The 23,406-nt window shown below is 61.3% G+C and carries 19 protein-coding genes; 11 read left to right on the plus strand and 8 right to left on the minus strand.

Features of this window, described 5'->3' with window-relative positions:
- The first annotated feature begins 11 nt into the window (after nucleotides 1-11).
- The 4 genes from AAHA41_RS15585 (at nucleotide 12) to AAHA41_RS15600 (ending at nucleotide 5,300) form a co-directional block, all read left to right on the plus strand.
- Nucleotides 12-791: a transporter substrate-binding domain-containing protein gene (locus AAHA41_RS15585; RefSeq protein WP_323070106.1), complete on the plus strand. Its 780-nt coding sequence runs from the start codon at nucleotides 12-14 to the stop codon at nucleotides 789-791.
- Between the two features lie 279 nt (nucleotides 792-1,070).
- A complete protein-coding gene (locus AAHA41_RS15590) occupies nucleotides 1,071-2,357 on the plus strand; it encodes an L-serine ammonia-lyase, iron-sulfur-dependent, subunit alpha (protein WP_185228108.1) in 1,287 nt (428 codons plus the stop codon).
- Nucleotides 2,358-2,491: 134 nt separating this feature from the next.
- Nucleotides 2,492-3,892, plus strand: coding sequence for an L-cystine transporter (locus AAHA41_RS15595; RefSeq protein ID WP_042031893.1), 1,401 nt, complete (start codon nucleotides 2,492-2,494; stop codon nucleotides 3,890-3,892).
- A gap of 79 nt (nucleotides 3,893-3,971) precedes the next feature.
- Nucleotides 3,972-5,300 carry a CoA-disulfide reductase gene (locus AAHA41_RS15600; protein WP_323070105.1) on the plus strand — a complete coding sequence of 443 codons (1,329 nt, stop codon included), beginning with the start codon at nucleotides 3,972-3,974 and terminating at the stop codon, nucleotides 5,298-5,300.
- A 72-nt stretch (nucleotides 5,301-5,372) separates the two neighbouring features.
- Here the strand turns inward: AAHA41_RS15600 and arnF are convergent, their stop codons facing one another.
- Genes arnF through arnB form a run of 7 tightly spaced genes read right to left on the minus strand, consistent with a single transcriptional unit; the run spans nucleotide 5,373 to nucleotide 12,799 of the window.
- On the minus strand, nucleotides 5,373-5,780 hold the full coding sequence (arnF, locus tag AAHA41_RS15605) for a 4-amino-4-deoxy-L-arabinose-phosphoundecaprenol flippase subunit ArnF (RefSeq protein WP_104016302.1): 408 nt from the start codon (nucleotides 5,778-5,780) through the stop codon (nucleotides 5,373-5,375).
- Nucleotides 5,777-6,121 (minus strand): EamA family transporter, encoded by a 345-nt coding sequence (locus AAHA41_RS15610; protein WP_265782000.1) that lies wholly within the window; start codon nucleotides 6,119-6,121, stop codon nucleotides 5,777-5,779. Before AAHA41_RS15610 ends, arnF begins: the two co-directional genes overlap by 4 nt.
- Nucleotides 6,121-7,764, minus strand: coding sequence for a lipid IV(A) 4-amino-4-deoxy-L-arabinosyltransferase (arnT, locus tag AAHA41_RS15615; RefSeq protein WP_323070104.1), 1,644 nt, complete (start codon nucleotides 7,762-7,764; stop codon nucleotides 6,121-6,123). The genes AAHA41_RS15610 and arnT overlap by 1 nt, the downstream gene beginning before the upstream one ends.
- Nucleotides 7,765-7,795: 31 nt before the next feature.
- Nucleotides 7,796-8,695: a 4-deoxy-4-formamido-L-arabinose-phosphoundecaprenol deformylase gene (arnD, locus tag AAHA41_RS15620; RefSeq protein WP_323070103.1), complete on the minus strand. Its 900-nt coding sequence runs from the start codon at nucleotides 8,693-8,695 to the stop codon at nucleotides 7,796-7,798.
- A complete protein-coding gene (gene arnA / locus AAHA41_RS15625) occupies nucleotides 8,688-10,679 on the minus strand; it encodes a bifunctional UDP-4-amino-4-deoxy-L-arabinose formyltransferase/UDP-glucuronic acid oxidase ArnA (protein ID WP_323070102.1) in 1,992 nt (663 codons plus the stop codon). Before arnA ends, arnD begins: the two co-directional genes overlap by 8 nt.
- Nucleotides 10,676-11,656 carry an undecaprenyl-phosphate 4-deoxy-4-formamido-L-arabinose transferase gene (gene arnC / locus AAHA41_RS15630; RefSeq protein WP_323070101.1) on the minus strand — a complete coding sequence of 327 codons (981 nt, stop codon included), beginning with the start codon at nucleotides 11,654-11,656 and terminating at the stop codon, nucleotides 10,676-10,678. Before arnC ends, arnA begins: the two co-directional genes overlap by 4 nt.
- Before the next feature lie 6 nt (nucleotides 11,657-11,662).
- The gene (gene arnB / locus AAHA41_RS15635; RefSeq protein ID WP_323070100.1) at nucleotides 11,663-12,799 is read right to left on the minus strand and encodes a UDP-4-amino-4-deoxy-L-arabinose aminotransferase; all 1,137 of its coding nucleotides are present in this window, start codon (nucleotides 12,797-12,799) and stop codon (nucleotides 11,663-11,665) included.
- A gap of 402 nt (nucleotides 12,800-13,201) precedes the next feature.
- On the opposite strand from arnB, the gene AAHA41_RS15640 reads away from it, so the two are divergent.
- The 3 genes from AAHA41_RS15640 to AAHA41_RS15650 are packed head-to-tail and all read left to right on the plus strand — an operon-like array spanning nucleotide 13,202 to nucleotide 16,804.
- Nucleotides 13,202-14,569 carry a UDP-glucose/GDP-mannose dehydrogenase family protein gene (locus tag AAHA41_RS15640; protein WP_185228113.1) on the plus strand — a complete coding sequence of 456 codons (1,368 nt, stop codon included), beginning with the start codon at nucleotides 13,202-13,204 and terminating at the stop codon, nucleotides 14,567-14,569.
- Nucleotides 14,556-16,238 carry a phospholipid carrier-dependent glycosyltransferase gene (locus tag AAHA41_RS15645; RefSeq protein ID WP_323070099.1) on the plus strand — a complete coding sequence of 561 codons (1,683 nt, stop codon included), beginning with the start codon at nucleotides 14,556-14,558 and terminating at the stop codon, nucleotides 16,236-16,238. Before AAHA41_RS15640 ends, AAHA41_RS15645 begins: the two co-directional genes overlap by 14 nt.
- 29 nt (nucleotides 16,239-16,267) lie before the next feature.
- Nucleotides 16,268-16,804, plus strand: coding sequence for a phosphatase PAP2 family protein (locus AAHA41_RS15650; protein WP_209297612.1), 537 nt, complete (start codon nucleotides 16,268-16,270; stop codon nucleotides 16,802-16,804).
- Between the two features lie 89 nt (nucleotides 16,805-16,893).
- Here the strand turns inward: AAHA41_RS15650 and AAHA41_RS15655 are convergent, their stop codons facing one another.
- A complete protein-coding gene (locus AAHA41_RS15655) occupies nucleotides 16,894-17,649 on the minus strand; it encodes an outer membrane protein assembly factor BamD (protein WP_033114826.1) in 756 nt (251 codons plus the stop codon).
- 117 nt (nucleotides 17,650-17,766) lie between these two features.
- On the opposite strand from AAHA41_RS15655, the gene rluD reads away from it, so the two are divergent.
- The 4 genes from rluD to AAHA41_RS15675 all read left to right on the plus strand — a co-directional run bounded on the left by rluD (nucleotide 17,767) and on the right by AAHA41_RS15675 (nucleotide 23,263).
- Complete coding sequence (gene rluD, locus AAHA41_RS15660; protein WP_041209551.1) at nucleotides 17,767-18,747, plus strand: 23S rRNA pseudouridine(1911/1915/1917) synthase RluD; 981 nt, start codon at nucleotides 17,767-17,769, stop codon at nucleotides 18,745-18,747.
- A 146-nt stretch (nucleotides 18,748-18,893) separates the two neighbouring features.
- Nucleotides 18,894-19,631, plus strand: a complete 738-nt coding sequence (gene pgeF, locus AAHA41_RS15665) for a peptidoglycan editing factor PgeF (protein WP_323070098.1) — start codon at nucleotides 18,894-18,896, stop codon at nucleotides 19,629-19,631.
- Nucleotides 19,632-19,804: 173 nt separating this feature from the next.
- Nucleotides 19,805-22,378 (plus strand): ATP-dependent chaperone ClpB, encoded by a 2,574-nt coding sequence (clpB, locus tag AAHA41_RS15670; RefSeq protein WP_198505654.1) that lies wholly within the window; start codon nucleotides 19,805-19,807, stop codon nucleotides 22,376-22,378.
- Between the two features lie 60 nt (nucleotides 22,379-22,438).
- Nucleotides 22,439-23,263, plus strand: coding sequence for an MBL fold metallo-hydrolase (locus AAHA41_RS15675; protein ID WP_323070097.1), 825 nt, complete (start codon nucleotides 22,439-22,441; stop codon nucleotides 23,261-23,263).
- Nucleotides 23,264-23,406: the final 143 nt, after the last annotated feature.

The raw sequence follows: 23,406 nt of genomic DNA on the forward strand, positions 1-23,406 counted from the left end.
GAGGGATCTCCATGATGTGGTGTCAGGGTTGGCGAAGGATTGGCTTGTACGGCTGGTTGCTGGCCTCGTTGTTTGGTGCCGGTTCGGCGGTTGCGGCGGACGAGCAGCCGACCCTGACGCTGCTGACCGAACTGTGGCCGCCCTACGTGATGCGCGATGATGGTGGTCGACTGATGGGAGCCGATCTCGATCTGGCTTGTACCGTGCTGCAGCAGCTTGGCTATCGCACCGAAATCAGGGTGCTCCCCTGGAAGCGGGTATTGCAGCAGGCGATGCTGCGCGAGGGGGATGCGGTGATCGACATCTTCTTTGCCGAAGCCCGCAAGAGCTGGCTCCACTATCCCGAAGAGCCGCTCTCCTACAGTGGCGAGGTGCTCTTCTATCCGGTGGATCGCCCGCTCCACGTTGCCCGGCTGGCCGACCTCAAGGGGTTGCGGGTCGGCATTCAGGCCGACTATGCCTACAGCAAATCCTTTCTGACCGATACCGGGGTGATCCGGGTGCCGATGACAGGGGAGGGGAATGCCGTCAAGCAGCTCCACCTGATGATGGCGGGCAGGCTGGACGGAGTGGTGCTCAACGAGCTGGTCGGACGGTATCTGCTGCACACCCAGGGGCTGCAGGATCAGGTGAGCCACGGCTCCTATATGTTGACCGACGATAGCCGCAACTTTCTCGGATTTACCCACAAACCCGGCCACGATCAGCTGGCTATCCGTTTCTCTGCCGCCCTGAAACTGTTCAAGCAGACCCCCGCCTACAAGCAGCTGCTGGCCCGCTATCACCTCTAGGCGGGCCCGCCCGCTGTGCGTTGCCTCACAATTTGTCGCACTTTGTTAAAAGACGGGCATAATGGCGCTGAAAAAAGCGATATTGCGCAACTTAATTTGATTTTATTGATATTAGAATCAAATTCAGTTGATTTGCATGGAGCTGCCATCAGGCGGCTACCTCTCTCGCGACGCCGTTGCGGCGCGCCCCGAATTGATGCTGACCCCCGGTCACCCTTTTTGCCATGCTGTTGCCTGTGGCGATGACAGGCATTGCGCCACCAAGATGAGATTGCACAGATGAAAGCACAATGGACCGACTTTATTACCCTGCTCAAGCGTGAAGTGGTGCCGGCCCTTGGCTGCACCGAGCCGATGTCGGTCGCCCTGGCTGCGGCCAACTGCCGCAAGCTGCTGGGGCAGGATCCGACCCGTATCAGTGTCTGGGTCAGCGGCAACCTGTTCAAGAACGGCATGGGAGTCGGGGTGCCGGGCACCGGCATGATCGGCCTGCCGGTGGCTGCTGCGGTCGGCATCACAGGGGGCAACCCGGATGCCGGGCTGGAGGTGCTCAAGACTCTCACTTCAGAGCAGGTGGAAGCCGCCAAGGCGCTGCTGCCCGCCATCAAGGTGGACGTGAAGGATGTGCCGGACGTGCTCTACGCCGAGGTGCTGGCCGAGGTGGAGGGTCACAGCGCCCGGGTGGTGATCTGTACCGACCACACCCGCATCATCCTGATGGAGAAGGATGGCGAGGTGCTGATGCAGCAGGACAACGCTCCCGGCGTGCAGATCCAGCCTGCCCCTTCCAGCAAGCCTGCCATGACCTTGCGCGAGATCGTCGATTTTGCCCTGCAGGTGCCGCTGGCGGAGATCGACTTCATCCGCGAAGCCGCCACCATGAATCAGGCGCTGGCGGACGAGGGGCTGCAGGGCTATGGCCTGCGCATCGGCAAGATCCTCACCGAGCAGGTGGAGCGCAAGCTGCTCTCCGACGACCTGATGACGTTGGCGATGCGCCTCTCCTCCGCTGCTTCCGATGCGCGGATGGATGGCGCCATGCTGCCCGCCATGTCCAACTCCGGCTCCGGCAATCAGGGTATTGCCGCCACCATGCCGGTAGTAGCAGCAGCTCGCTTCCTCAAGGCGAGCGACGAGCAGCTGACCCGGGCGCTGGTGATGAGCCATCTGGTGGCCATCTACATCAAGACTTATCAGAACAAGCTGTCGGCCCTCTGTGCCGCCAGCACCGCCGCCATGGGCTCCGGCGCGGCCATCACCTGGCTGCTGGGCGGCCAGTTCGAGCAGATCAGCCACTGCATCAACAACATGATTGGCGATGTCTCCGGCATCATCTGTGACGGCGCCGGCAGCGCCTGCTCCATGAAGGTCTCTACCTCCACCTCGGCGGCGGTGAAATCCTCCCTGATGGCCATCAACAACCTGCATGTGCCCCAGAGCGAGGGGATCGTCTCCGACGATGTGGACCAGACCATCGCCAATCTGGGCCGGCTCTCCAAAGAGGGGATGCTGGATACGGATATCGAGATCATCAACATCATGCGAGCGAAACAGCAGAAGCCATAAGTTTGTAAAACAAAGGGGGCTCAGACCCCCTTGTTTATGTCGTGACGGGTCAGGCCGTCCGACACGGTTGCCAGGGCATGCGTCGTGCTTGCTCTTGTTTCCCGGGCATTGCCCGCTTTTTGGGGGGTCATCTCATGACACTTAGCGTTATCGGTAATCTGGCCATTGCGGCCTTCTTGCTGTTCTTCCTCTATCGGTTGCAGCAAAAACATGTGAGCTTCACCCGCCGGGTGTTTGCCGGTCTGGGGCTGGGTATCCTGTTCGGGGCCGCCCTGCAGCTGCTCTACGGAGCGGGGTCTGCGGTGATTGGCCAGACCATCGACTATCTCGATATCGTCGGTAGCGGCTATGTGAAGCTGCTGCAGATGATCATCATCCCGCTGATCATGGTCTCCATCATCAGCGCCATCCTCAAGCTCAACGGCGGTACCGCCCTTGGCAAGATCAGCGCCATGACCATCGGCGTGCTGATCTTCACCACCGCCATCGCCGCCGGGGCGGGCATCCTGATGTCCAACCTGTTTGGTCTGACTGCGGAAGGGCTCACTGCCGGTGCTGCGGAAAGCGCTCGCGGTGCGGCGCTGCAGAGCACCCTCGGCAGCGTCGAGAGCATGTCCTTTGCCAAGATGGTACTGGAGTTCATTCCGGCCAACCCCTTCCTCGACATGACCGGCGGTCGCAAGACCTCTACCATCGCCGTGGTGATCTTCTCCATCTTCATCGGTCTGTCTGCTACCGGCATTGCCCGCAAGAAGCCGGAGATCTTCGCCAGCTTCAGCCACTTCATCGCCGTGGCCCACGCCATCGTGATGCGGATGGTGACCCTGGTGCTGCGCCTGACCCCGTTTGGCGTGCTGGCCCTGATGACCAAGGTAGTATCCGGTTCCAACTACGCTGACATCATCAATCTGCTCAGCTTCGTGATGGCCTCTTACGGCGCGATTGCCATCATGTTCGCCGTGCACCTGCTGCTGGTCGGCATGGTCGGCATCAACCCGGCTCGCTTCCTCAAGAAGATCACGCCGGTGCTGGCCTTTGCCTTCACCTCCCGTACCAGTGCGGGCTCCATCCCGATGAACGTGCAGACCCAGACCAAGTCGCTGGGTATTCCGGAGGGGATCGCCAACTTCGCCGCCTCCTTCGGTTCCACCATCGGTCAGAACGGCTGTGCCGGTATCTATCCGGCCATGCTGGCTGTGATGATTGCACCGACTGTCGGGGTCAACCCGATGGATCCGAGCTTCATCATGACTCTGATCGCCATCATCACCGTCAGCTCCTTCGGAGTGGCCGGCATTGGCGGCGGCGCCACCTTTGCCGCGCTGATCGTGCTCTCCGCGCTGGACTTCCCGGTGGCGCTGGCCGGTCTGCTCATCTCCATCGAGCCGCTGATCGACATGGGCCGTACCGCGCTCAACGTCTCCGGCTCCATCACCGCGGGCACGGTCACCAGCCGCCTGCTGGGGGAGACCGACATGAATGTATTCAACAGCGATCACGAAGTGAGTCTGGACGGCGAAGAGTCCACCATCTGATCCGCTGCGGGAGGGGTAACCTTCCCGCCATCAACCACAGGGAGGGCATGCCCTCCCTGCGTCATTGACAGGAGCAACTATGAGAATCGTGATCATCGGTGGCGAAGCCGCCGGTATGAGTGCGGCCGCCAAGGCGCGCCGGTTGGCCATCGATGCCGAAATCGTGGTGTATGAGGCATCCGAGGTGATCTCCTTCGGTGCCTGTGGCCTGCCCTACTTCGTCGGCGACGAGTTTCAGGAGCCAGGCTACATGGCCGAGTTCACCCCGGAGCAGTTCGCCGCCAAGGGGATCGAGGTCAAGATTGGCCACAGGGTGCTGAGTCTGGATGCTGCCGCGCAGACGCTGACTGTCGAGCACAACGGCGACACCTTCACCGATCGCTACGATCGGCTGATGATCGCCACCGGCGCCCGCGAAGTGATGCCACCCATCCCCGGCTTGCAGCAGGAGGGGGTATTCGGTCTGCGCCGGATGGCCGACGGACTGGCGCTGAAGGCGGCGGTACAAGACAAGAACAATCGCCGCGCCGTGGTGATCGGTTCCGGCTTTATCGGGCTGGAGGTGGTCGAGGCGCTGGTGCATCAGGGCAAAGAGGTGCGTCTCATCGAGCTGGCGGATCGGGTTATTCCCGATGCGTTTGATGGCGAGATCACCCAGCACATCGAAACCGAGCTGCGTGAGCAGGGGGTCTCCCTCCATCTTGGCGAGCGGGTTGAAGCGCTGCTGGGGGATGGCCGGGTGACCGGCGTGCGAACCAGCCAGGGCGAGTACGAGGCCGATATCGTGGTGGTCTGTACCGGGGTCAAGCCCAACACCGAGTTTCTGGCGGATACCGGCATCGAGCGACTCGGCAACGGCGCCATCAAGGTAGATCGGCAGGGGCGCAGCTCGCTGGCCAACGTCTGGTCGGCCGGTGACTGTGCCAGCGTCTGGCATAGCGTGAAGCAGCAGCAGGTCTATGTGCCGCTCGCCACCATCGCCAACAAGCTGGGGCGCATGGTAGGCGAGAATCTCGCGGGTGCAGAGCAGGAGTTTCCGGGGACTCTGGGTTCCGCCGCGCTCAAGGTGCTGGGGCTGGAGGCGGGCCGTACCGGCCTCTCCGAGCAGGAAGCCAGGGCGATGGGGATCGACTATCGCACCGTGGTGATCAAGGACAAGTGCCACACCAACTACTGCCCGGGTCAGTCCGACATTCACGTCAAGCTGGTGTACGAGGCGGGCAGCAAGCGGCTGCTGGGCGGCCAGATCCTCGGTCGCAAGGGAGCGGTACACCGCATTGATGCACTGGCGGTCGCCATCACCATGGGGGTGACTACCGAGCAGCTAGGCATGCTGGACTTTGCCTACGCGCCGCCCTTCTCCCGCACCTGGGATGCCCTGAACGTGGCGGGCAACGTCGCGAAGTAACAGGCGCTGGTCAGGTGGAAAATGAGAAGAGGCGGCACAGGGTGCCGCCTCTTCTTTTTGCTTAAAACTGCCTCAGGGATCGGCAGGGGGATCTTGCCGCTCCGGCTTGCCTGTCGCCGGTTTGCTGCCGACCAGCACGGCGCCGAAGAAGATAAGCGCAACGCCTGCCGCCTTGCTCGCCACCAGCGGCTCGGCAAAGGCCGGCATGCTCACCGCCAGCAGATAGACCAGCCCGTAACTGGTGCTGAGCAGCGGGTAGGCGATATTGAGCGGGGTGGAGTGCAGCGCCGCCAGCCAGCAGAGCAGCGACAGCCCGTAGCAGAGGATGCCGATGGCGATGGTGAGGAGCGGCAGGGGGTGAGCCAGCATCACGGCGGGATCAGCCTGCCACTCAGGGAGGCTTATCGCCCCCCACTTCATGCAGAGCTGCGCCACTGTAACCAGCACTATGCTGCCCAACACGTAGAGATAACCCTTCATAACAGACCTCCCAGCAGCAGGGCGCCGACAATGATGGCGGCAGCCCCCAGCCAGTTGCGGCAGCTCACCGGCTCGCGGAAAAAGAGGCGCGAGCCGAGCAGCACCAGCACCAGATTGAGGCTGAGCATGGGGTAGGCCATGCTCAGCGGCAGCCGTTGCAGCAGATAGATCCAGAGCAGCATGCCGCAGCCAAGGGCTGCAATGCTCCCCAGCAACCAGGGAGAGGTGAGCTTCTGCCAGTGGCCTTGCGGTATGCGTTGCCAGCTGATGACCGCCTGCTTTTGCAGCATCTGGCCCGCACTGGTGAGGAGGCTGACCAGCAGGAGGAGCAGGATATCCATCAGCGATTCCCGTGGTAGACGAGCAGGGTGAAGCGGTGGCTGCGAATGGTCTTGTCTGCCGGGGGCAGCGCGGCGATCTGCTCGTCATCGTCGGTGCGCAGCAGCAGGGCGACCTGCCCCTCCTGGCGAGCCTGTGCCAGCCAGTTCGGGAACTCCTCTTGCGTGACATAGCGCCCCTTGCCCTGCGGATAGCCAAGGCCATATCTCAGCTCGCCCATGCTGTCGAACAGGTTGACCTCACTGCGTTTGGTCTCCCAGGCGATGGAGGAGGCGGTGCCCACCTCGTTGGCCAGCAGGGTGTGGGATTCCATCAGGATCTCCCGGTTGGCCTTGATGAAGTGCTCCGGCAGTTTGGAGTCCACCAGCGATAACGGCAGTGCCAGCGGCAGGGCTACGGCCAGCACCATGGGGCAGAGGGCGCTCAGCTGCCAGCTGCGGACGGGAGCCACCAGCTGGATAAAGCCGAGCAGCGACCAGCTGGCGAAGATCGCCATGGCAATGGCCAGCTTGCCCATCTCGTAGCGGCCGTAGACCGCATGTTGTGGCGAGAAGGCCAGTACCGCCAGCACCCCTACGCAGACGAGACCGAACAGGCCGTTGATCCAGGCGTTGAGGCGAAATGGCTGAGCGCGACCCTCCCTGAGGGCATTGACCGCGCTGTTGGCGAGCAGGATGGCCAGCGGGGCGAAGCAGGGCAGGATATAGGTGAGCAGCTTGCCCTTGGCGATGCTGAAGAAGATAAAGGGCAGTACCAGCCAGGCCAGCAGATAGAGAGTCTGCGGGCCGACCTTGCGCTCCTGCCACCCCTGCTTCAGTGCGCCCGGCAGCAGCCCCAGCCAGGGCAGGGTGCCGAGCAGTCCCATCGGCAGGTAGTACCAGAAGGGGGACTTGTGCTGGGCATCTTCCGAGGCGAAGCGCTGGATGTGCTCAATCCAGAAGAAGTAGTGCCAGTAGTCCGGCTCCCGCTGATGAATGGCGATGGCCCAGGGGGCGGCCAGCAGGGCGGCGCTCAGGATGGCCAGCGGTCCGAAGCGCACCAGTTCGAGCAGGCGCCCCCGGGTCAGCATATATGGGACAAGTACGATTACCGGCACCGCCAGCGCGATAAACCCCTTGGTGAGAAAGCCCATGCCGCAGGCGAGACCAAACAGCAGATAGCCCGCCATCCTGCGGCCGGGCGGCCCCTCCTGCCGGATGAGGTAGAAGCTCACCATGGCGGCGTTGAGCCAGAGGGTCACCATGGCGTCCAGCACGCTGTAGGTGCCGATGCCGTAGACGATCAAGGTCGAGAGATAGATGAGGCTGGCGAACCACGCCTTGCGCCGGCACTGCCAGAGCTGGAGGGTAAACCAGAAGACCAGCAGTGCGCTCAGCCCGGTCGAGGCGGCCGAGGCGAAGCGGACGGCAAAGTTGCTCTCGCCGAACATCAGCTGGCTGAGGCTGTTGAACCAGTAACCGGCGATGGGTTTCTCGAAGTAGCGCAGGCCGAGGAAGTGGGGCACCACCCAGTCACCCGTGGTGACCATCTCCCGGCTGATTTCGGCGTAACGGTTTTCGTCCGGGCTCCACAGCATCCGCTGGTTGAGCGGCAGCAGGTAAAAGAGCAGAAAGAAAAGGGGCAGGGCCCATCGGGTCATCTTCATGAGATCCTCGGTTGCAATCTGGTGAGCTGGTTCATGGGGCTGCCTTGCAGCCGAGCCACCCTTCGCGTCCCGGCAGGGTGCCGCGCAGCAGGTGACCGGTCGGTAGTTGAGTCGGGTCGGACGGGAGCAGCTCGCCAAGGGGGACGAAACGGATGCCACGCGCTTTGGCCTCGCCGAGCAGGGCATCGAACTGATCTGCCATGACGATCCCCTCTACCTCGGCGTGGATGGTGTAGACATGGGGGCCCTGCGCCGTAGGGGTCGCCAGCTGCTCCAGCAGGAAGTGGTTGAAACCGTCGACCGTCACCTGATGCCCCACCACCTCGTCGAAGGTGGGCAGGTTGACCGGGATCTGAGGGGTGCCGGGCCGTCCATCCTCCAGAATGGGGCGGAACAGGCCGCAGCCGCGGCAGTCGCTGTTGTAGCGAAAGCCGAACTGCTCCTTGGCCTGGGTGGTGAGCGGATCGGCTCGCCAGCCTGCTGCTGCGGAGCAATCCACTTCGCGCCCCAGGATCTCGCTCAGGGCATCGACTCCGAGCCGGGTCTGGCGGATCAGCTCGGCCTCGTCCCAGCGACCGGTGTTGGCCTGCCAGCCGTGGTGATCCCAGGCGTGCAGCCCCACCTCGTGACGGGCGCTGTCGGTGTCGCGCATCAGGGAGCCCAGCTCTCTGCCGATAGGCTTGCCGGGCCAGGCGGTGCCGGCCAGCAGGATATCGAGCCCATACAGAGATGCTGCGTTGGAACGCAGCATCTTGAGCAGGAAGCGGGGCTTGAGCAGGCGCCACAGGTGGCGCCCCATGTTGTCGGGACCGACCGAGAAGAAAAAACTCCCCTTCACCTGATGCCGGTCGAGCAACTGCAGCAGGCGGGGAACCCCGTCACGGGTCCCCCTGAAGGTATCGACGTCGATCCGCAGACCCACCTCAGTCATGCTCGACTCCTGTGGTGACCGCCCCTTGCAGGAAGAAGTCCAGCGTCTTGCCGATGGTCTCTTCCATATCGATGGTCGGTTCCCAGTCGATCAGCTTGCGGGCATTGCGGATGCTCGGACGACGGTGAGAGACATCCTGATAGCCGTCACCGTAGAAGGACTTGCTCTCTACCAGCTTGAAGCCGGCGAACGGCGGGAAGTGGTCGCGCAGCGGGTGGGCATCGAATTTGGCGAGCAGCACCTCCGCCATCTCGCGAATGCTCGCCTCGTTGTCCGGGTTGCCGATGTTGATGATCTGGCCGTTGCAGCGATCGCCCTTGTTCTCGACGATGCGGAACAGGGCTTCGATGCCATCCTCGATATCGGTGAAGCAGCGCTTCTGGGCGCCGCCATCCACCAGCTGGATCGGGGTACCGTCCACCAGATTGAGAATGAGCTGGGTGATGGCGCGAGAGCTGCCGATGCGGGCGGAGTCCAGACTGTCGAGGCGCGGCCCCATCCAGTTGAAGGGACGGAACAGGGTGAAGTTGAGCCCCTCTTTCTTGCCGTAGGCCCAGATGACCCGATCCAGCAGCTGTTTGGAGACGGAGTAGATCCAGCGCTGCTTGTTGATGGGGCCGACGATGAGGCGGGATTCATCCTCGTCGAAGCTGTGATCGTCACACATCCCGTACACCTCTGAGGTGGAGGGGAATATGATGCGCTTGTTGTACTTGACGCAGTAGCGGACGATCTTGAGGTTCTCCTCGAAATCGAGCTCGAACACCCGCAGCGGGTTACGGGTGTACTCGATGGGGGTGGCGATGGCTACCAGCGGCAGGATCACGTCGCACTTCTTGATGTGATACTCGATCCACTCGGTGTGGATGCTGATGTCCCCCTCCACGAAGTGAAAGTTGGGGTGACCGATGAAGCGATCCACGGCGCTGGAGCCGATGTCGAGGCCATACACTTCGTAGCCGCCATCCTGGAGCAGACGCTCGGTGAGGTGGTTGCCGATGAAGCCGTTGACGCCGAGGATCAGCACCCGGGTCAGGCGTGCCTTGCGCAGGGCATTGCTCGCCTTGGCGCCGATCTTCATTCCTTCGACCAGCCCCAGTTCGCGGGCCAGCTGGGCGCCGCGTACATAGAGCCCCCCTTCGGCCTGACCGGCCAGGATCTCCAGCACTCCTTCACCACAGGCCACGCGCAGCGGGTCGTGGGAGAGAATGGTGCCCGGCTGCTGGTCGCTCTGGATCGCCAGCGGCTGCGACTTCCAGACCGTCAGCTTGCGATCGCCGGCAAAGCTGAAGGCCCCCGGATAGGGCTGGGTGACGGCGCGTACCAGATTGTTGAGCTCGCGGGCCGGGCGGTGCCAGTGCAGTTCGCCATCGGCCGGGGTGCGGCGGCCATAGTAGCTCGCCTTGCTCTCGTCCTGCGGGGTGAAGCGGCTCTCCCCGCGCTTGAGTTTGACCAGTTCACCTTCCAGCAGGGCATGGGCAGCTTGGCGTACCTTGCCATGCAGGGTCAGCGCCGTGTCGTCGTCGGCAATGGCCACCGCCTGCTGGGCGACGATATCGCCGGCATCGGGTTTGGCCGTCATCCGGTGCAGGGTGATGCCGGTCTCGGTCTCGCCGTTGACCAGACACCAGTTGATGGGCGCGCGGCCGCGATAGGCGGGCAGCAGGGAGCCGTGCAGGTTGAAGGCCCCGACGGTCGGGATATCGAGGATCTCCTGCTTGAGCATGTTGCGGTAGTAGAAGGAGAAGATGGCCTCGGGTGCCAGCTCGCGAATGCGCTCAATCCAGAGCGGATGGTTTACGTCTTCGGGGGAGAAGACCGGCAGGTCGTGCTCGGCACAGAGCTGGGCGACCGAGTCGAAGAAGCGGTTCTCGCCCGGGTCGTCGGCGTGGGTAAAGACCGCCTGGATCTGATAGCCGGCCTGAAGCAGGGACTCGATACCGGTGCAGCCGATATCGTGATAGGCAAAGACGACAACGTTCATGATTGAGTTTCCTGTTGCGAAGCATCCGGGGTGGAGCGAACGATTTGGTGAATGAAGTAGCGGGGGCGAGCGCGCACATCGGTGTACATGCGGCCGATGTACTCACCCAGCAGACCCATCCCGATCAGCTGCACGCCGACAAAGGTGAAGAGAATGGCAAACAGGGTGAAGACGCCGTCTGCTGCCCAGTCGGCGCCCATCAGCAGGCGCAGCAGGATCAGCAGGATCGAGAAGGTGAAGCCGATCCCCGCCACCACGCTGCCAACGATGCTGAGCAGGCGCAGCGGGGCCGTGGTCATGCAGGTGACCAGGTCGTACATCAGGTTGATGAGGTGCATCAGGCCATATTTGGATTCGCCGTGGGCGCGCTCGGCGTGGCCCACCTCCAGCTCGGTGGTACGGCGGGCAAAGCTGTTGGCCAGAATGGGGATGAAGGTGCTGCGCTCCTGACAACAGAGCATGGCGTCGATGATGTGGCGGCGATAGGCGCGCAGCATGCAGCCGTAGTCGCTCATCTGGACGCCGGTGGCCCGCTGTACCGACTTGTTGATAAAGCGCGAGGCCGTCTTGCGAAACCATGAGTCCTGCCGGTTGCGGCGGATGGTGCCGACCACGTCATACCCTTCCATGGCGGTGGTGACCAGCCGCGGGATCTCTTCCGGCGGGTTTTGCAGGTCGGCATCCAGGGTGATCACCAGATCCCCTTTGGCGGTCTCGAAACCGGCCATGATGGCGGCATGCTGGCCATAGTTGCGGTTGAGCAGCACAGCGACCAGCTTGCTCCCTTCGCGGGCAGCTGCCTCGCTGATGATGGCGGCGGAGCGGTCGCGGCTGCCATCGTCGATCAGGATCACCTCGTAATCCTGACTCAGCTGCTCGCAGGACTCGGTGACGCGCCGCAGCAGCTCGGGCAGGCTCTCCTCCTCGTTGTAGACGGGGATGATGACGGAGACCCGCTTGATATCGTTATGGTTCACGTGTCGTTACTCCAGTATGTCGGTCAGGGCTGCCACGACCCGATCCACGTCGGAGAGCGTCATGTCGGGGAAGAGGGGCAGGGTGCAGAGCCGTGACGAGTTCCACTCGGTATTTGGCAGCGAGAGCGTCGGGTAGCGCTCCCGGTAGTACTTCTGGGTATGGGCCGCCTTGAAGTGCAGGCCGGTGCCGATGCCGCGCTCCTGCAGTGCCTGCATCAGCTGATCGCGATCGAGGCCGCAACGGGCCGGATCGACCCGCACCATGAAGAGGTGCCAGGCGTGAAGGTGGGCATAATCGGGGATAGCGAGCGGCTCGAACGGCAACCCCTCCAGCAGCTCCCGATAGCGGGCAACCAGGATGGCGCGCCGGGCGTTGAGCTCGGGCAGGCGGGCCAGCTGTACCAGCGCGATGGCGGCGTTGATGTCGGCCAGGTTGTACTTGAAGCCCGGCATGATCACCTCTGCCTGCGGCTTGCGGCCCAGCGTCATCCGGTCGAAGGCATCGACCCCCAGACCGTGGAATTTCAGCATCCGCACCTTGTCGGCCAGCGCCTTGTCATCGGTCACCAGCATGCCCCCCTCGGCACAGGTGAGGTTCTTGATGGCGTGAAAGGAGAAGATGGCGGTGCCAGTCTCGCCGATCCAGCGGGCGCGATAGCGGGTGCCGACCGCATGGGCGGCATCTTCGATGACCGGAATATCGTGCTGGCGACCCAGGGCGAGGATGGGGTCGAGGTCGACCGGCGCCCCGGCGTAGTGCACCGGGATGATAGCCCGGGTGTTGGGGGTGATGAGCGGCGCTATCTGCCCGGCGCTGACCATCAGGGTATCCCTGTCCACATCGACAAAGACGGGGGTGGCCCCCAGCAGGGTGATGATGTTGATGGTGGAGACCCAGGTCTGGGAGGGGGTGATCACCTCGTCACCCGGGCCAATCCCCAGCGCCATCAGGGTGACATGCATACCGGCCGTTGCGGAGCAGAGCGCCACCGCATGCTGGCAGCCAAAGGTCTCGCAGAAGCGCTGCTCCAGCTCATGATTTTTCGGGCCTGTGGTGATCCACCCTGATTGCAGAACCTTGCTGACGGCGTTGATCTCGGCCTCGCTCATGGCGGGTTTCGAGAATGGCAGAAAGTTTTTCATACGACTCCAGTCTTAATGTCGCAAGAGATCAAATGGCGATGAAAACCGGTATTGCCGATTTTCACTGGGAATATGCACGGCACAGATATCTATATCGCTCGATATATTTTCGAAAGTAGCTGAATAGCGAGTTTTTATTCAAGCACACAGCAACACTTGGTAACAATTGCTGGAGTTTTTATGGATAACCAAATCTGGAAATATCTCGTAACAAAATATTGCTTGGTTTTATTTTGAATTGGTGTTTAGCCACTTGTTTTTAGTGTTGTTACTCGATTTGTTGGCCATTGCTGAATAGTTGAAATGTCATTCAGTATTGAAATTGCTTGTTACAAATTGCCCGTAGTGCAATTGAGGAAAGGATGTAAAGTTTCCAGCATCACGCATTATGGAATAGTCGTTATGAATATCACCGTTTTTGGCAGTGGCTATGTCGGCCTGGTACAGGCAATTGTATTGGCCGATGTCGGCCATCAGGTTGTTTGTATTGATCTCGATGCAGAAAAAATAAGTCGGTTGTCCCGTGGCGAATTACCTATTTATGAACCCGGGCTGGATTCATTGCTGCATCAGACGCTACAAAATGGCTCGCTGAAATTCACCACGGATATATCCATGGCGGTTACCCACGGTGACGTGCAATTCATCGCCGTCGGTACGCCCCCTGATGAGGATGGTTCGGCCGATCTGAGCGCCGTCAGGGCGGTGGCGAGGTCGATTGCCCAACATCGTGTCGACGAGGTGATCATCGTCAACAAATCCACCGTGCCGGTTGGTACGGCAGACAAGGTATTCCACTGGGTCAGGGAGCAGCAGGCAGAGCTAGGCAAGCAGTTCGAGTTCGATGTGGTCTCCAATCCCGAATTTCTCAAAGAGGGGGCGGCTGTGCGTGATTGCCAGCGTCCGGATCGCATCGTCATCGGCACCGGCAAGGAGCGCTCCAGAGCCGTGATGCGCGAGCTGTACGAACCCTTCAACCGCAATCACGACCGCATTCTCTTCATGGACGTGCGCAGTGCCGAGCTGACCAAGTACGCCGCCAACTGCATGCTGGCTACCAAGATCAGCTTTATCAACGAGATTGCCGGGCTGGCCGAGCGGGTTGGTGCCGATATCGAGCTGGTGCGGCAGGGGATCGGTGCCGATCAGCGCATCGGCTACCAGTTTATCTATCCCGGTTGCGGCTATGGCGGCTCCTGTTTTCCCAAGGATGTGAGGGCGTTTCTGGCGACAGCCGCCGCCCTCGACTACGACACGCCGCTCATCCGCGCGGTGGAGCGGGTCAACGAGCGGCAGAAGTTCAAGCTCTTCGATACGCTGTCCACTCACTTTCAAGAGCGGGGCGAGTCGCTGGCGGGCAAGACCATCGCCATCTGGGGGCTCGCCTTCAAACCCAATACCGATGACATGCGCGAAGCGCCGAGTCGGGTGCTGATGGAGGCGCTGTGGCAGGAGGGGGCGCGGGTGCAGGCCTTTGACCCGGTGGCGATGAAGGAGGCGCAGCGCATTTATGGCTGCCAGCCCGAGCTGTCGCTGATGGGCACCAAGGAGGCTGCGCTGGCGGGGGCCGATGCACTGGTCATATGCACCGAGTGGAACGAGTTCAAGGCGCCTGACTTTGCCCAGCTCAAGAAGATGCTGGCCATGCCGCTCATCATCGACGGTCGCAATCTCTATGACCCGCACAAGATGAAAACCTTGGGCTTCTCCTACTACGCCATCGGACGCGGGGAGACCATTGCAGAAGGAATGAGCCATGCCACGCCCTGAAATCTCGGGGCGCAAGCTCGGCTGGATGTTGCTGCTGGTGACTCTGGTGCTGCTGTTTGGCCAGTTTGATCATCAGCTCTGGACGCCTGATGAGCCCCGCGAAGCGGCCATTGCGCTCGAAATGTACCGCAGTGGTGACTGGGTGGTACCGACCCTGGGCGGGCGCAGCTTTATCGAGAAGCCGCCGCTCTTCTACATGGCCGCTCTGCCGTTTCTTGATGGGTTTGCATCCTGGCTGGGGATAACCAACACCCTGCGTTTGACGGGCGTGGTCTGGGCGGCAGGCATGCTGCTCTTCACCGGCCTGCTGACCTATCGCCTGGTTGGCAACAGGTCGGCGGCACTCTGGTCGGTCATCGCACTGGGCACCATGGAGGGATTTATTATCAATACGCACTGGATCAGGACGGACAGTGCGCTCGCCTTCTTTGTCGTATTTACCCTCTGGGCATTCGCCGAATATTATCTGGCGCATCGCAACTTGATGGCGATTATTGCCGGACTGGGTCTGGCTGGCTGTTTTATGGCAAAAGGGCCGATCGGGCCGCTGACGGTGTTTTTCGGCTGGTTGCCCCTTTTTCTCTTTGCTGCCCGCAAAGCAGTAAACGAGAAAAGTGTTCCCGTTTTTATATTCCAACACTTGCTGGTGTTGTGGTTTTTTATATTGCCAGTCGCAGCCTGGGTTCGTGAGCTAATTAATCATGCTGATGGCGATGCCTTGTGGCATGAGTGGTTCTGGCAGAATCAGGTTGGCCGTCTTACCGGCACTTCGACCGAACTGGGTCATATCAAGAAAGGTGCCTATCTCTATTACTTGTGGGGCATGGTGGAATATACCATCCCATGGTTGCCATTCATTGTTTATTGGGGCTGGCAAACGGTGAAACAGCGGGAGTGGAGCCGTGAGCGGCTACTTCTGCTGTGCTGGGCGCTTGGGACTCTTTTATTGTTAACTCTCTCTTCGACCAAACGCACCCTCTATCTTTTCCCGCTATTACCGGTATTTGCCATCATGCTGGGTCAGGTCAGTCTGAGCTGGCCGGTGTGGGCAGCCCGTTATGGTCGGGGGTGGCTCTACTTCATGCTGCTGTTTTGCGTCGCCATCATTGCACTCCCTCTGTTGGGTCTGCCGCTGCCGTTTGCCAGCCAGATTCCGGCAGAAGTGCAGCTAGCCGCCAGCAAGCTGGGGTGGCGGTACATTCCCGCCATCATCCTGTTCGTGATGGCGCTGGAGCTATTGTTGCGGCGCAAGGAGGTACATGGCGCCATTCATGTCACCAGCTCGGTGGCCATCATGTTTCTGCTCACTTTTGTGCTGGTCTACCCGCTGATCGATGCCGCCAAGGGGGTTTCGGGCAAGATGACTCATCTGCTTGAGGGGATACCGCTCGAGACGCGGGATCGCATCGCCGGCTGGCGGCTGGGTGAAACCGAGCTAGGTCTGCTCTCTGTCTATGAAGAGATGCAGGTAGTGAATCTGGACGGGCAGGGGGTGAGGGATGTGCTTGCCTGTCACGATGCCAGATTTGATGCGGTGCTGGTCAACGGTACGGCGCAGGAGATAGCAAATCTGCTGGAGGGGATCCCCTATCAGCTGCTGGCACAGACCTCTCTTCGTTCGGACAAGGGGCAGCTGCTGACGCTGGTTGCCGCAGAGCAGTGCCATTGATCTATTTATTTCCACTTCAGGATCGTCGGATGACGCAGTATGTACGTTTGGTAATTGTTCCACTTTTCCTGCTCAAGGTTCCTGCCAGCCACGCCGGCAGTGATTTTGAAACCTATGGTGATATCGGCCAGGTAGTGATTCCGGTGGCGGCGGCACTCATCTCATGGGGGGAGGATGATATCGAGGGGCTGAAGCAGTTCGGTTACTCTTTTGCCACCACCACGGCGCTGGTGCAGGGGATGAAGTTCACCATAGATGCAGAGCGACCATCCGGCTCTGGCCAGAGTTTTCCCTCCGGCCATACGGCGGCGGCATTCAGCGGCGCCAGCTATCTGCAGATCCGTTATGGCTGGCACTACGGGTTGCCGGCGTACATTGCGGCCGGTGCTGTGGGCTGGTCGAGAGAGAATGCCGAGCAGCACTACTGGCGCGATATCATCGCCGGAGCGGCCATCGCGACCGGGATTAGCTATCTGTTTACGACACCACTATCGCGCAATGTGGTGGTAGCGCCGGTTGCCATGCAGGGGGATGCCCGCGGTGTGGGGCTTCACTACCGCTATTGATGATGGGTTTTCCCCGGCCGGGCTGATTGCAGATATAAAAAAACCGATGCCTTGGCATCGGTTTTTTACTGTTACCGGTTTATTCGCACTCAGCTGCGGGCGAGGCGGTTTTCCGGGTAGTTCTTGGCCAGCACTTCGCGAGCATGCTTGGCCAGCTCCGGCATCTTCAGGGTGTCGTAAGACTCGACCATGATCTCCAGCGCTTTTTCGGTTTCGGCTGTGTCGGGATAGGTTTCGACAATCAGCTTGGCCCGGTTGGCAGCCGCGACCAGCGCATCACGCTTCACGTAGTATTCGGCGACGCTCAGGTCATATTTGGCCAGACGGTTCTTCAGACCAATCATGCGGGCACGGGCATCGGCGGCATAGACGCTGTTGGGGTAGTTCTGCAACAGGGTCTTGAAGTCCTGGAATGCCTGGCGGGCATAGGCCGGGTCTTTGTCATCGCGGGAGATGCCAAAGAGGCTCTGGAAGAAGTTGTAATCCGCCGCCATGTTGGTCAGGCCGCGCATATAGAAGACGTAATCGATGTTCTTGTGCGCCGGATTGAGGCGGATAAAACGGTCGATATTGGCGATCGCCTGAGCGGTATCATCCTGCTTGTAGTAGGCATAGATGAGGTCAAGCTGCACTTGGTTGGAGTAGGCGCCGAACGGGTAGCGAGAGTCCAAAGCCTCCAGCAATTCAGTGGCTTGCACGTAATTGCCAACATCCAGTTTGAGGCGTGCTTTCTGGTACAGGGTCTCCGGCGGTTCGTCGGGTACCTTGGGTTTGGTGCTGGAACAGCCTGTGATCAAGGTAGCGACCAAGGCGAGCGACATCAGCAGGTGAGACTTCTTTCCCATCAACAACATCCGGTCCATTTCCACGAAATTGGCAAAGTATCCGTTATGCTTGGCTAAAAGAAAAGCTAGAATACCCGGATTATTTCGAATTGATACCCCCCGCTCAAGAGACCATACATGAGCCAGCATATTGAACTGACAGGCGAATTCCAGGATCACCAATTCGGGCAGCGACTCGACCAGGCCCTGGCCGAATTGTTTCCCGACTACTCCCGAACCCGCATCAAGGAGTGGATCTTACAGGACAAAGTGACCCTGGATGGTCAGGTTGCCAACACCCCGCGCGAGAAGGTGATTGCTGGGCAACAGGTGCATGTGGATGTAGAGCTGGAAGATGACACCCGCTTCGATGCGCAGGATATCGAGCTCAACATCGTTTACGAAGACGAACACATTCTGGTGATCGACAAGCCGGCCGGTCTGGTTGTCCACCCGGGCGCCGGTACGCCGGATGGCACCATTCTCAACGCCCTGCTGCACCGCTACCCCGGTATTGCCGAGGTACCCCGTGCCGGTATCGTGCACCGTCTGGATAAAGACACTACAGGTCTGATGGTGGTTGCCAAGACCGTTCCGGCCCAGACCCATCTGGTGGAAGCGCTGCAGGCGCGCCAGATCACCCGTGAGTACGAAGCGATCGCCATCGGTCACATGACCGCCGGCGGTACCGTTGATGCGCCCATCGGCCGTCACCCGACCCAGCGTACCCATATGGCCGTCGTGCCCAATGGTCGTCCTTCCGTGACCCACTACCGGGTACATGAGAAGTTCCGTGGCCACACCCGTCTGCGTCTGCGTCTGGAAACCGGTCGTACTCACCAGATCCGTGTCCACATGGCCCACATCAAACATCCGCTGGTGGGTGACCCGGCCTACGGTGGCCGTCTGCGCCCGCTGCGCAACGCCACGCCGGAACTGACCGAAGCGCTGCGCGGCTTCCGTCGTCAGGCTCTGCACGCCACCATGCTGCAGCTGGCCCACCCCATTACCGGTGAGGTCATGCAGTGGCACTCCCCCACGCCGCAGGACATGCTGGATCTGATGGAGGTGCTGCGTGCGGATACGTTGGCCAATCCGGACGAGCTGGTCTGGAAATAGTGGTAAATCTGGCCGTGTTGCGACGACTTCTGCCGTAACCCGCCGATACAGCGCGTAGCACACAGAACCTTGAAACGGGGCGTCTTGACTGGTTGCAGCCAAGAGCCCCGTTTCCATTTGAACGATAGAGCGTGAAGGAGTGAGCAATGAAATGGATTGAACCCGACTGGCCGGCGCCAGCACGCGTCCGGGCGCTTTCGACCACCCGTGACGGTGGTGTCAGCGAAGGGGTCTTTGCCGGTCTCAATCTGGGCGCCCACGTAGGGGACGAACCGGCCAGGGTCGAGGCCAACCGGGTCCGGCTGCAGCAGGTGGCCGCCATCCCGGGGCCCCTCAACTGGCTCAATCAGGTGCACGGCACCGTCGTTCATCCGGTCAGCAGCCATTATGAGCAGGCACCGGATGCCGATGCCGCCTGCGCCCATGAGGCGGATCAGGCCTGCATCGTGATGACCGCTGACTGTCTGCCGGTGCTGTTTTGCGATCGGGCTGGCACAGTGGTGGCTGCCGCCCATGCCGGTTGGCGCGGACTGAAAGATGGCGTGCTGGAGGCGAGCATCGCCGCCATGGGCTGCGAGCCGGGTGAGATCCTGGCCTGGCTTGGCCCGGCCATCGGCCCCACTGCCTTCGAAGTGGGTGGCGAGGTGCGCGAGGCCTTTATAGCCGAGCAGACCGAGGCTGCAGCTGCGTTCGTCTCTTCGTCCAATGAGGGGAAATGGCTGGCGGATATCTACCAGCTGGCCCGGCTGCGCCTTGCCCGCGCCGGCGTCACCGCCATCTATGGTGGCGAATACTGCACCTTCAGCGACAGCGAGCAGTTCTACTCTTACCGTCGCAACGGCCAGACCGGCCGGATGGCCTCTATCATCTGGTTGGCGTCCTGATGAAGCTCCCCGCCCTGCATAGTGCAAGGGCGGGGATCCCGCTCTCGCCCCTCTTGCAGAAAAAATAACCAGCACCGCCCCTTGAAATAGCCCGTACGGGCCTCATCTTTCATCTCAGAAAGTTATGTTGTTTGCCGCGCAAGCGGCGTCTGCCTGTTTGAAGGGGGAGTGCAATGCGCCTCGATCGCCTTACCAGCAAATTCCAGATTGCTATTTCCGATGCCCAGTCTCTTGCGCTGGGTCGTGACCACCAATTCATCGAACCCGTTCATCTGATGACCGCACTGGTCAATCAGGATGGCGGCTCCATCCGTCCGTTGCTCACTCTGACCGGGATGGATATCAATGCCCTGCGCTCCCGCCTCGGCGAGGAGCTGGATCGCCTGCCGCGCGTCAGCGGTGTGGAAGGGGATGTACAGCTCTCCAACGGCCTCGGCCGGCTGCTCAACGTCTGTGACAAGCTGGCTCAGCAGCGCAAGGATCAGTTCATTTCGTCCGAACTGTTCGTGCTGGCGGCCCTCGACGAGAAGGGCACGCTGGGCGAGCTGCTGCGCGCTCAGGGGCTGACCAAAGAGAAACTCGAAGCGGCCATCGACAAGGTGCGTGGCGGCAAGAAGGTGGAGGATGCCAACGCCGAGGAGAACCGTCAGGCGCTGGAGAAGTACACCATCGATCTGACCGAGCGGGCCGAACTCGGCAAGCTCGACCCGGTGATCGGCCGGGATGACGAGATCCGCCGCACCATTCAGGTGCTGCAACGTCGAACCAAGAACAACCCCGTGCTGATCGGGGCTCCCGGTGTCGGCAAAACCGCCATCGTCGAGGGGCTGGCCCAGCGCATCATCAACGGCGAGGTGCCGGAAGGGCTCAAGAACAAGCGGGTGCTGTCGCTGGATATGGGGGCGCTGGTGGCCGGTGCCAAATATCGCGGCGAGTTCGAGGAGCGGCTCAAGGCTGTGCTGAGCGATCTCGCCAAGGAGGAGGGCAACGTCATCCTCTTTATCGACGAGCTGCACACCATGGTCGGCGCCGGCAAGGGCGAAGGGGCCATGGATGCGGGCAACATGCTCAAGCCTGCGCTGGCGCGGGGCGAGCTGCACTGCGTCGGTGCCACTACTCTGGACGAGTATCGCCAGTTCATCGAGAAGGATGCAGCGCTTGAGCGTCGCTTCCAGAAGGTGCTGGTGGAAGAGCCTAGCGTGGAGGATACCATCGCCATCCTGCGCGGCCTGAAAGAGCGTTACGAGCTGCACCACCATGTGCAGATCACCGACCCCGCCATCGTGGCCGCGGCTCAGCTGTCGCACCGTTACATTGCAGATCGCCAGCTGCCGGACAAGGCCATCGACCTCATCGACGAGGCGGCGGCCAGCATCCGGCTGCAGATCGACTCCAAGCCCGAGGCGCTCGATCGTCTCGAGCGGCGCATCATCCAGCTCAAGCTGGAGCAGCAGGCGCTGATGAAAGAGGACGATGACGCCAGCCGCAAGCGTCTGGAGCTGATCAATCAGGAGATTGGCGAAAAAGATCGGGAATACAACGAGCTGGACGAGGTGTGGAAGGCCGAGAAGGCCGCCCTCGCCGGTACCCAGCACATCAAGGCTGCGCTGGAGCAGGCCCGTCAGGATCTCGATGTGGCGCGCCGCGCAGGCGACCTGGGCCGGATGTCCGAGCTGCAGTACGGCCGCATTCCGGAGCTGGAGAAACAGCTGGATCTCGCCACCCAAGCCGAGATGCAGGAGACCAGCCTGCTGCGCAACCGGGTCACTGACGTGGAAATTGCAGACGTCTTGGCCCGCTGGACCGGTATTCCGGTCGCCCGCATGCTGGAAGGGGAGCGCGACAAGCTGCTGCGGATGGAAGATCAGCTGCACAGCCGGGTGATTGGTCAGGAAGAGGCGGTTGATGCGGTCTCCAATGCCATTCGTCGCTCCCGTGCCGGCCTCTCCGATCCGAATCGCCCCATCGGCTCCTTCCTGTTCCTCGGCCCGACCGGGGTGGGTAAGACCGAGCTGTGCAAGGCACTGGCCGAGTTCCTGTTCGATACCCAGGATGCCATGGTTCGGATCGATATGTCCGAGTTCATGGAGAAACACAGCGTGGCCCGTCTGGTAGGGGCGCCTCCCGGATACGTGGGTTATGAAGAGGGCGGGTATCTGACCGAGGCGGTACGCCGTCGTCCCTACTCAGTGATCCTGCTGGACGAGGTTGAGAAGGCGCACCCGGATGTGTTCAACATCCTGTTGCAGGTTCTGGATGATGGCCGCCTGACCGATGGTCAGGGTCGTACCGTCGATTTCCGCAACACCGTGGTCATCATGACCTCCAACCTTGGTTCGGATCTGATTCAGGAGCACCACTCCGAGAAGGATTACGACGAGATGAAGGCCATGCTGATGGATGTGCTGACCCGCAGTTTCCGGCCGGAGTTTATCAACCGGATCGACGAGACCGTGGTGTTCCACCCGCTTGGCGAGGAGCACATCAAGTCCATCGCCCGCATCCAGCTCAAGAGCCTGATGGGCCGTCTCGAGGCTCAGGGTTACGAGGTGGAGGTGAGCGAAGCGCTGCTCAACAAGCTGGTTCACGCCGGGTTCGACCCCGTCTACGGGGCACGACCCCTCAAGCGGGCGATCCAGCAGAAGGTGGAGAACCCGCTGGCGCAGGCGCTGCTCTCCGGCCGCATCGTTCCCGGCAAGAAACTGCTGCTGGGAGCCGACAGCAACGGCCTCACCATGACCCAGTAACGGGATCGTCGATGAAAAACGCAGGCCTCGTGCCTGCGTTTTGTTTTCTGAGGGATTGAGATGCTGAAGTGTTCCGTGCTGGTGGATGACGACGTTCATCTGCCGGAGTGTCTGCCCGAGCGAGGGTTGGCGCTGCTGCTGGAGTGTGACGGCCTCAGGGTGCTGTTCGACAGCGGCCGTGGCCGGGCGCTGCGCCACAACGCCGCCATGATGGGGATCGGTCTTGCTTCGCTCACCCATGTGGTGCTCTCTCACGGTCATTACGACCATGTGGGTGGGATCGGCTCGCTACCCGTCTATCCAAAACCCATCCCGCTCATCGCCTGTCCGGACGTGTTCTGCGAGCGGGGCTACTTCCTGTCGCTTCCTTTCTGGCGGCGTAACCTCTATCGCCTGTCGGGGGCGTTGGCTCGGGAGTCGCTGCCGGCCAGAGGTTTGCTCCCCCACTGCTCGGCCGAGCCGGTGTGGCTCTCGGATCGTCTTGTGTTCCTCGGCAGCATTGTGCGGCGCGACCGGGCTGCGCCTTCGCTGCTTGGCTACATAGTGCGGAGTGGGCGGGTGGAGAAAGACCTTATCAGCGACGACTCGGCGCTGGCCTACAAGAGCGAGCAGGGGCTTATCGTCTTCATCGGCTGCGGTCACGCCGGGGTCGAAAACATCATCGAGCGGGCCAAGGAGGTGTGTGGCGATGAGCGGATCCACACCGTCATCGGTGGCCTGCACCTGAAGTTCTCCGGCCCACAGCGGGCGGCGGCGCTCGGCACCTATCTGCAAGAAGAGGCGGTGGATCAGTTGTTTGCCTGCCACTGCACCGGCAGCAGAAAGGCGGGGTTGCCGCGCCAGCGCCATATCGGGGCCGGTTTTGAGCACAGTTTTTCGGCGTAAAAAAACGGCAATCCGAAGATTGCCGGGAGGAATGTAGTGAAGCGACCTGACGTGGGTTGAGCGGGTCGCAGGGGCAAGCCCCCGATTGCGAAGCGCGGCCACTGCTGGCCTCGCTTCTTACAGCCAGCCGGGGATGCGCTCGC

It is taken from the genome of Aeromonas sp. SER, assembly GCF_038739615.1.
In the GTDB taxonomy this organism is placed as follows: Bacteria; Pseudomonadota; Gammaproteobacteria; order Enterobacterales; family Aeromonadaceae; genus Aeromonas; species Aeromonas jandaei.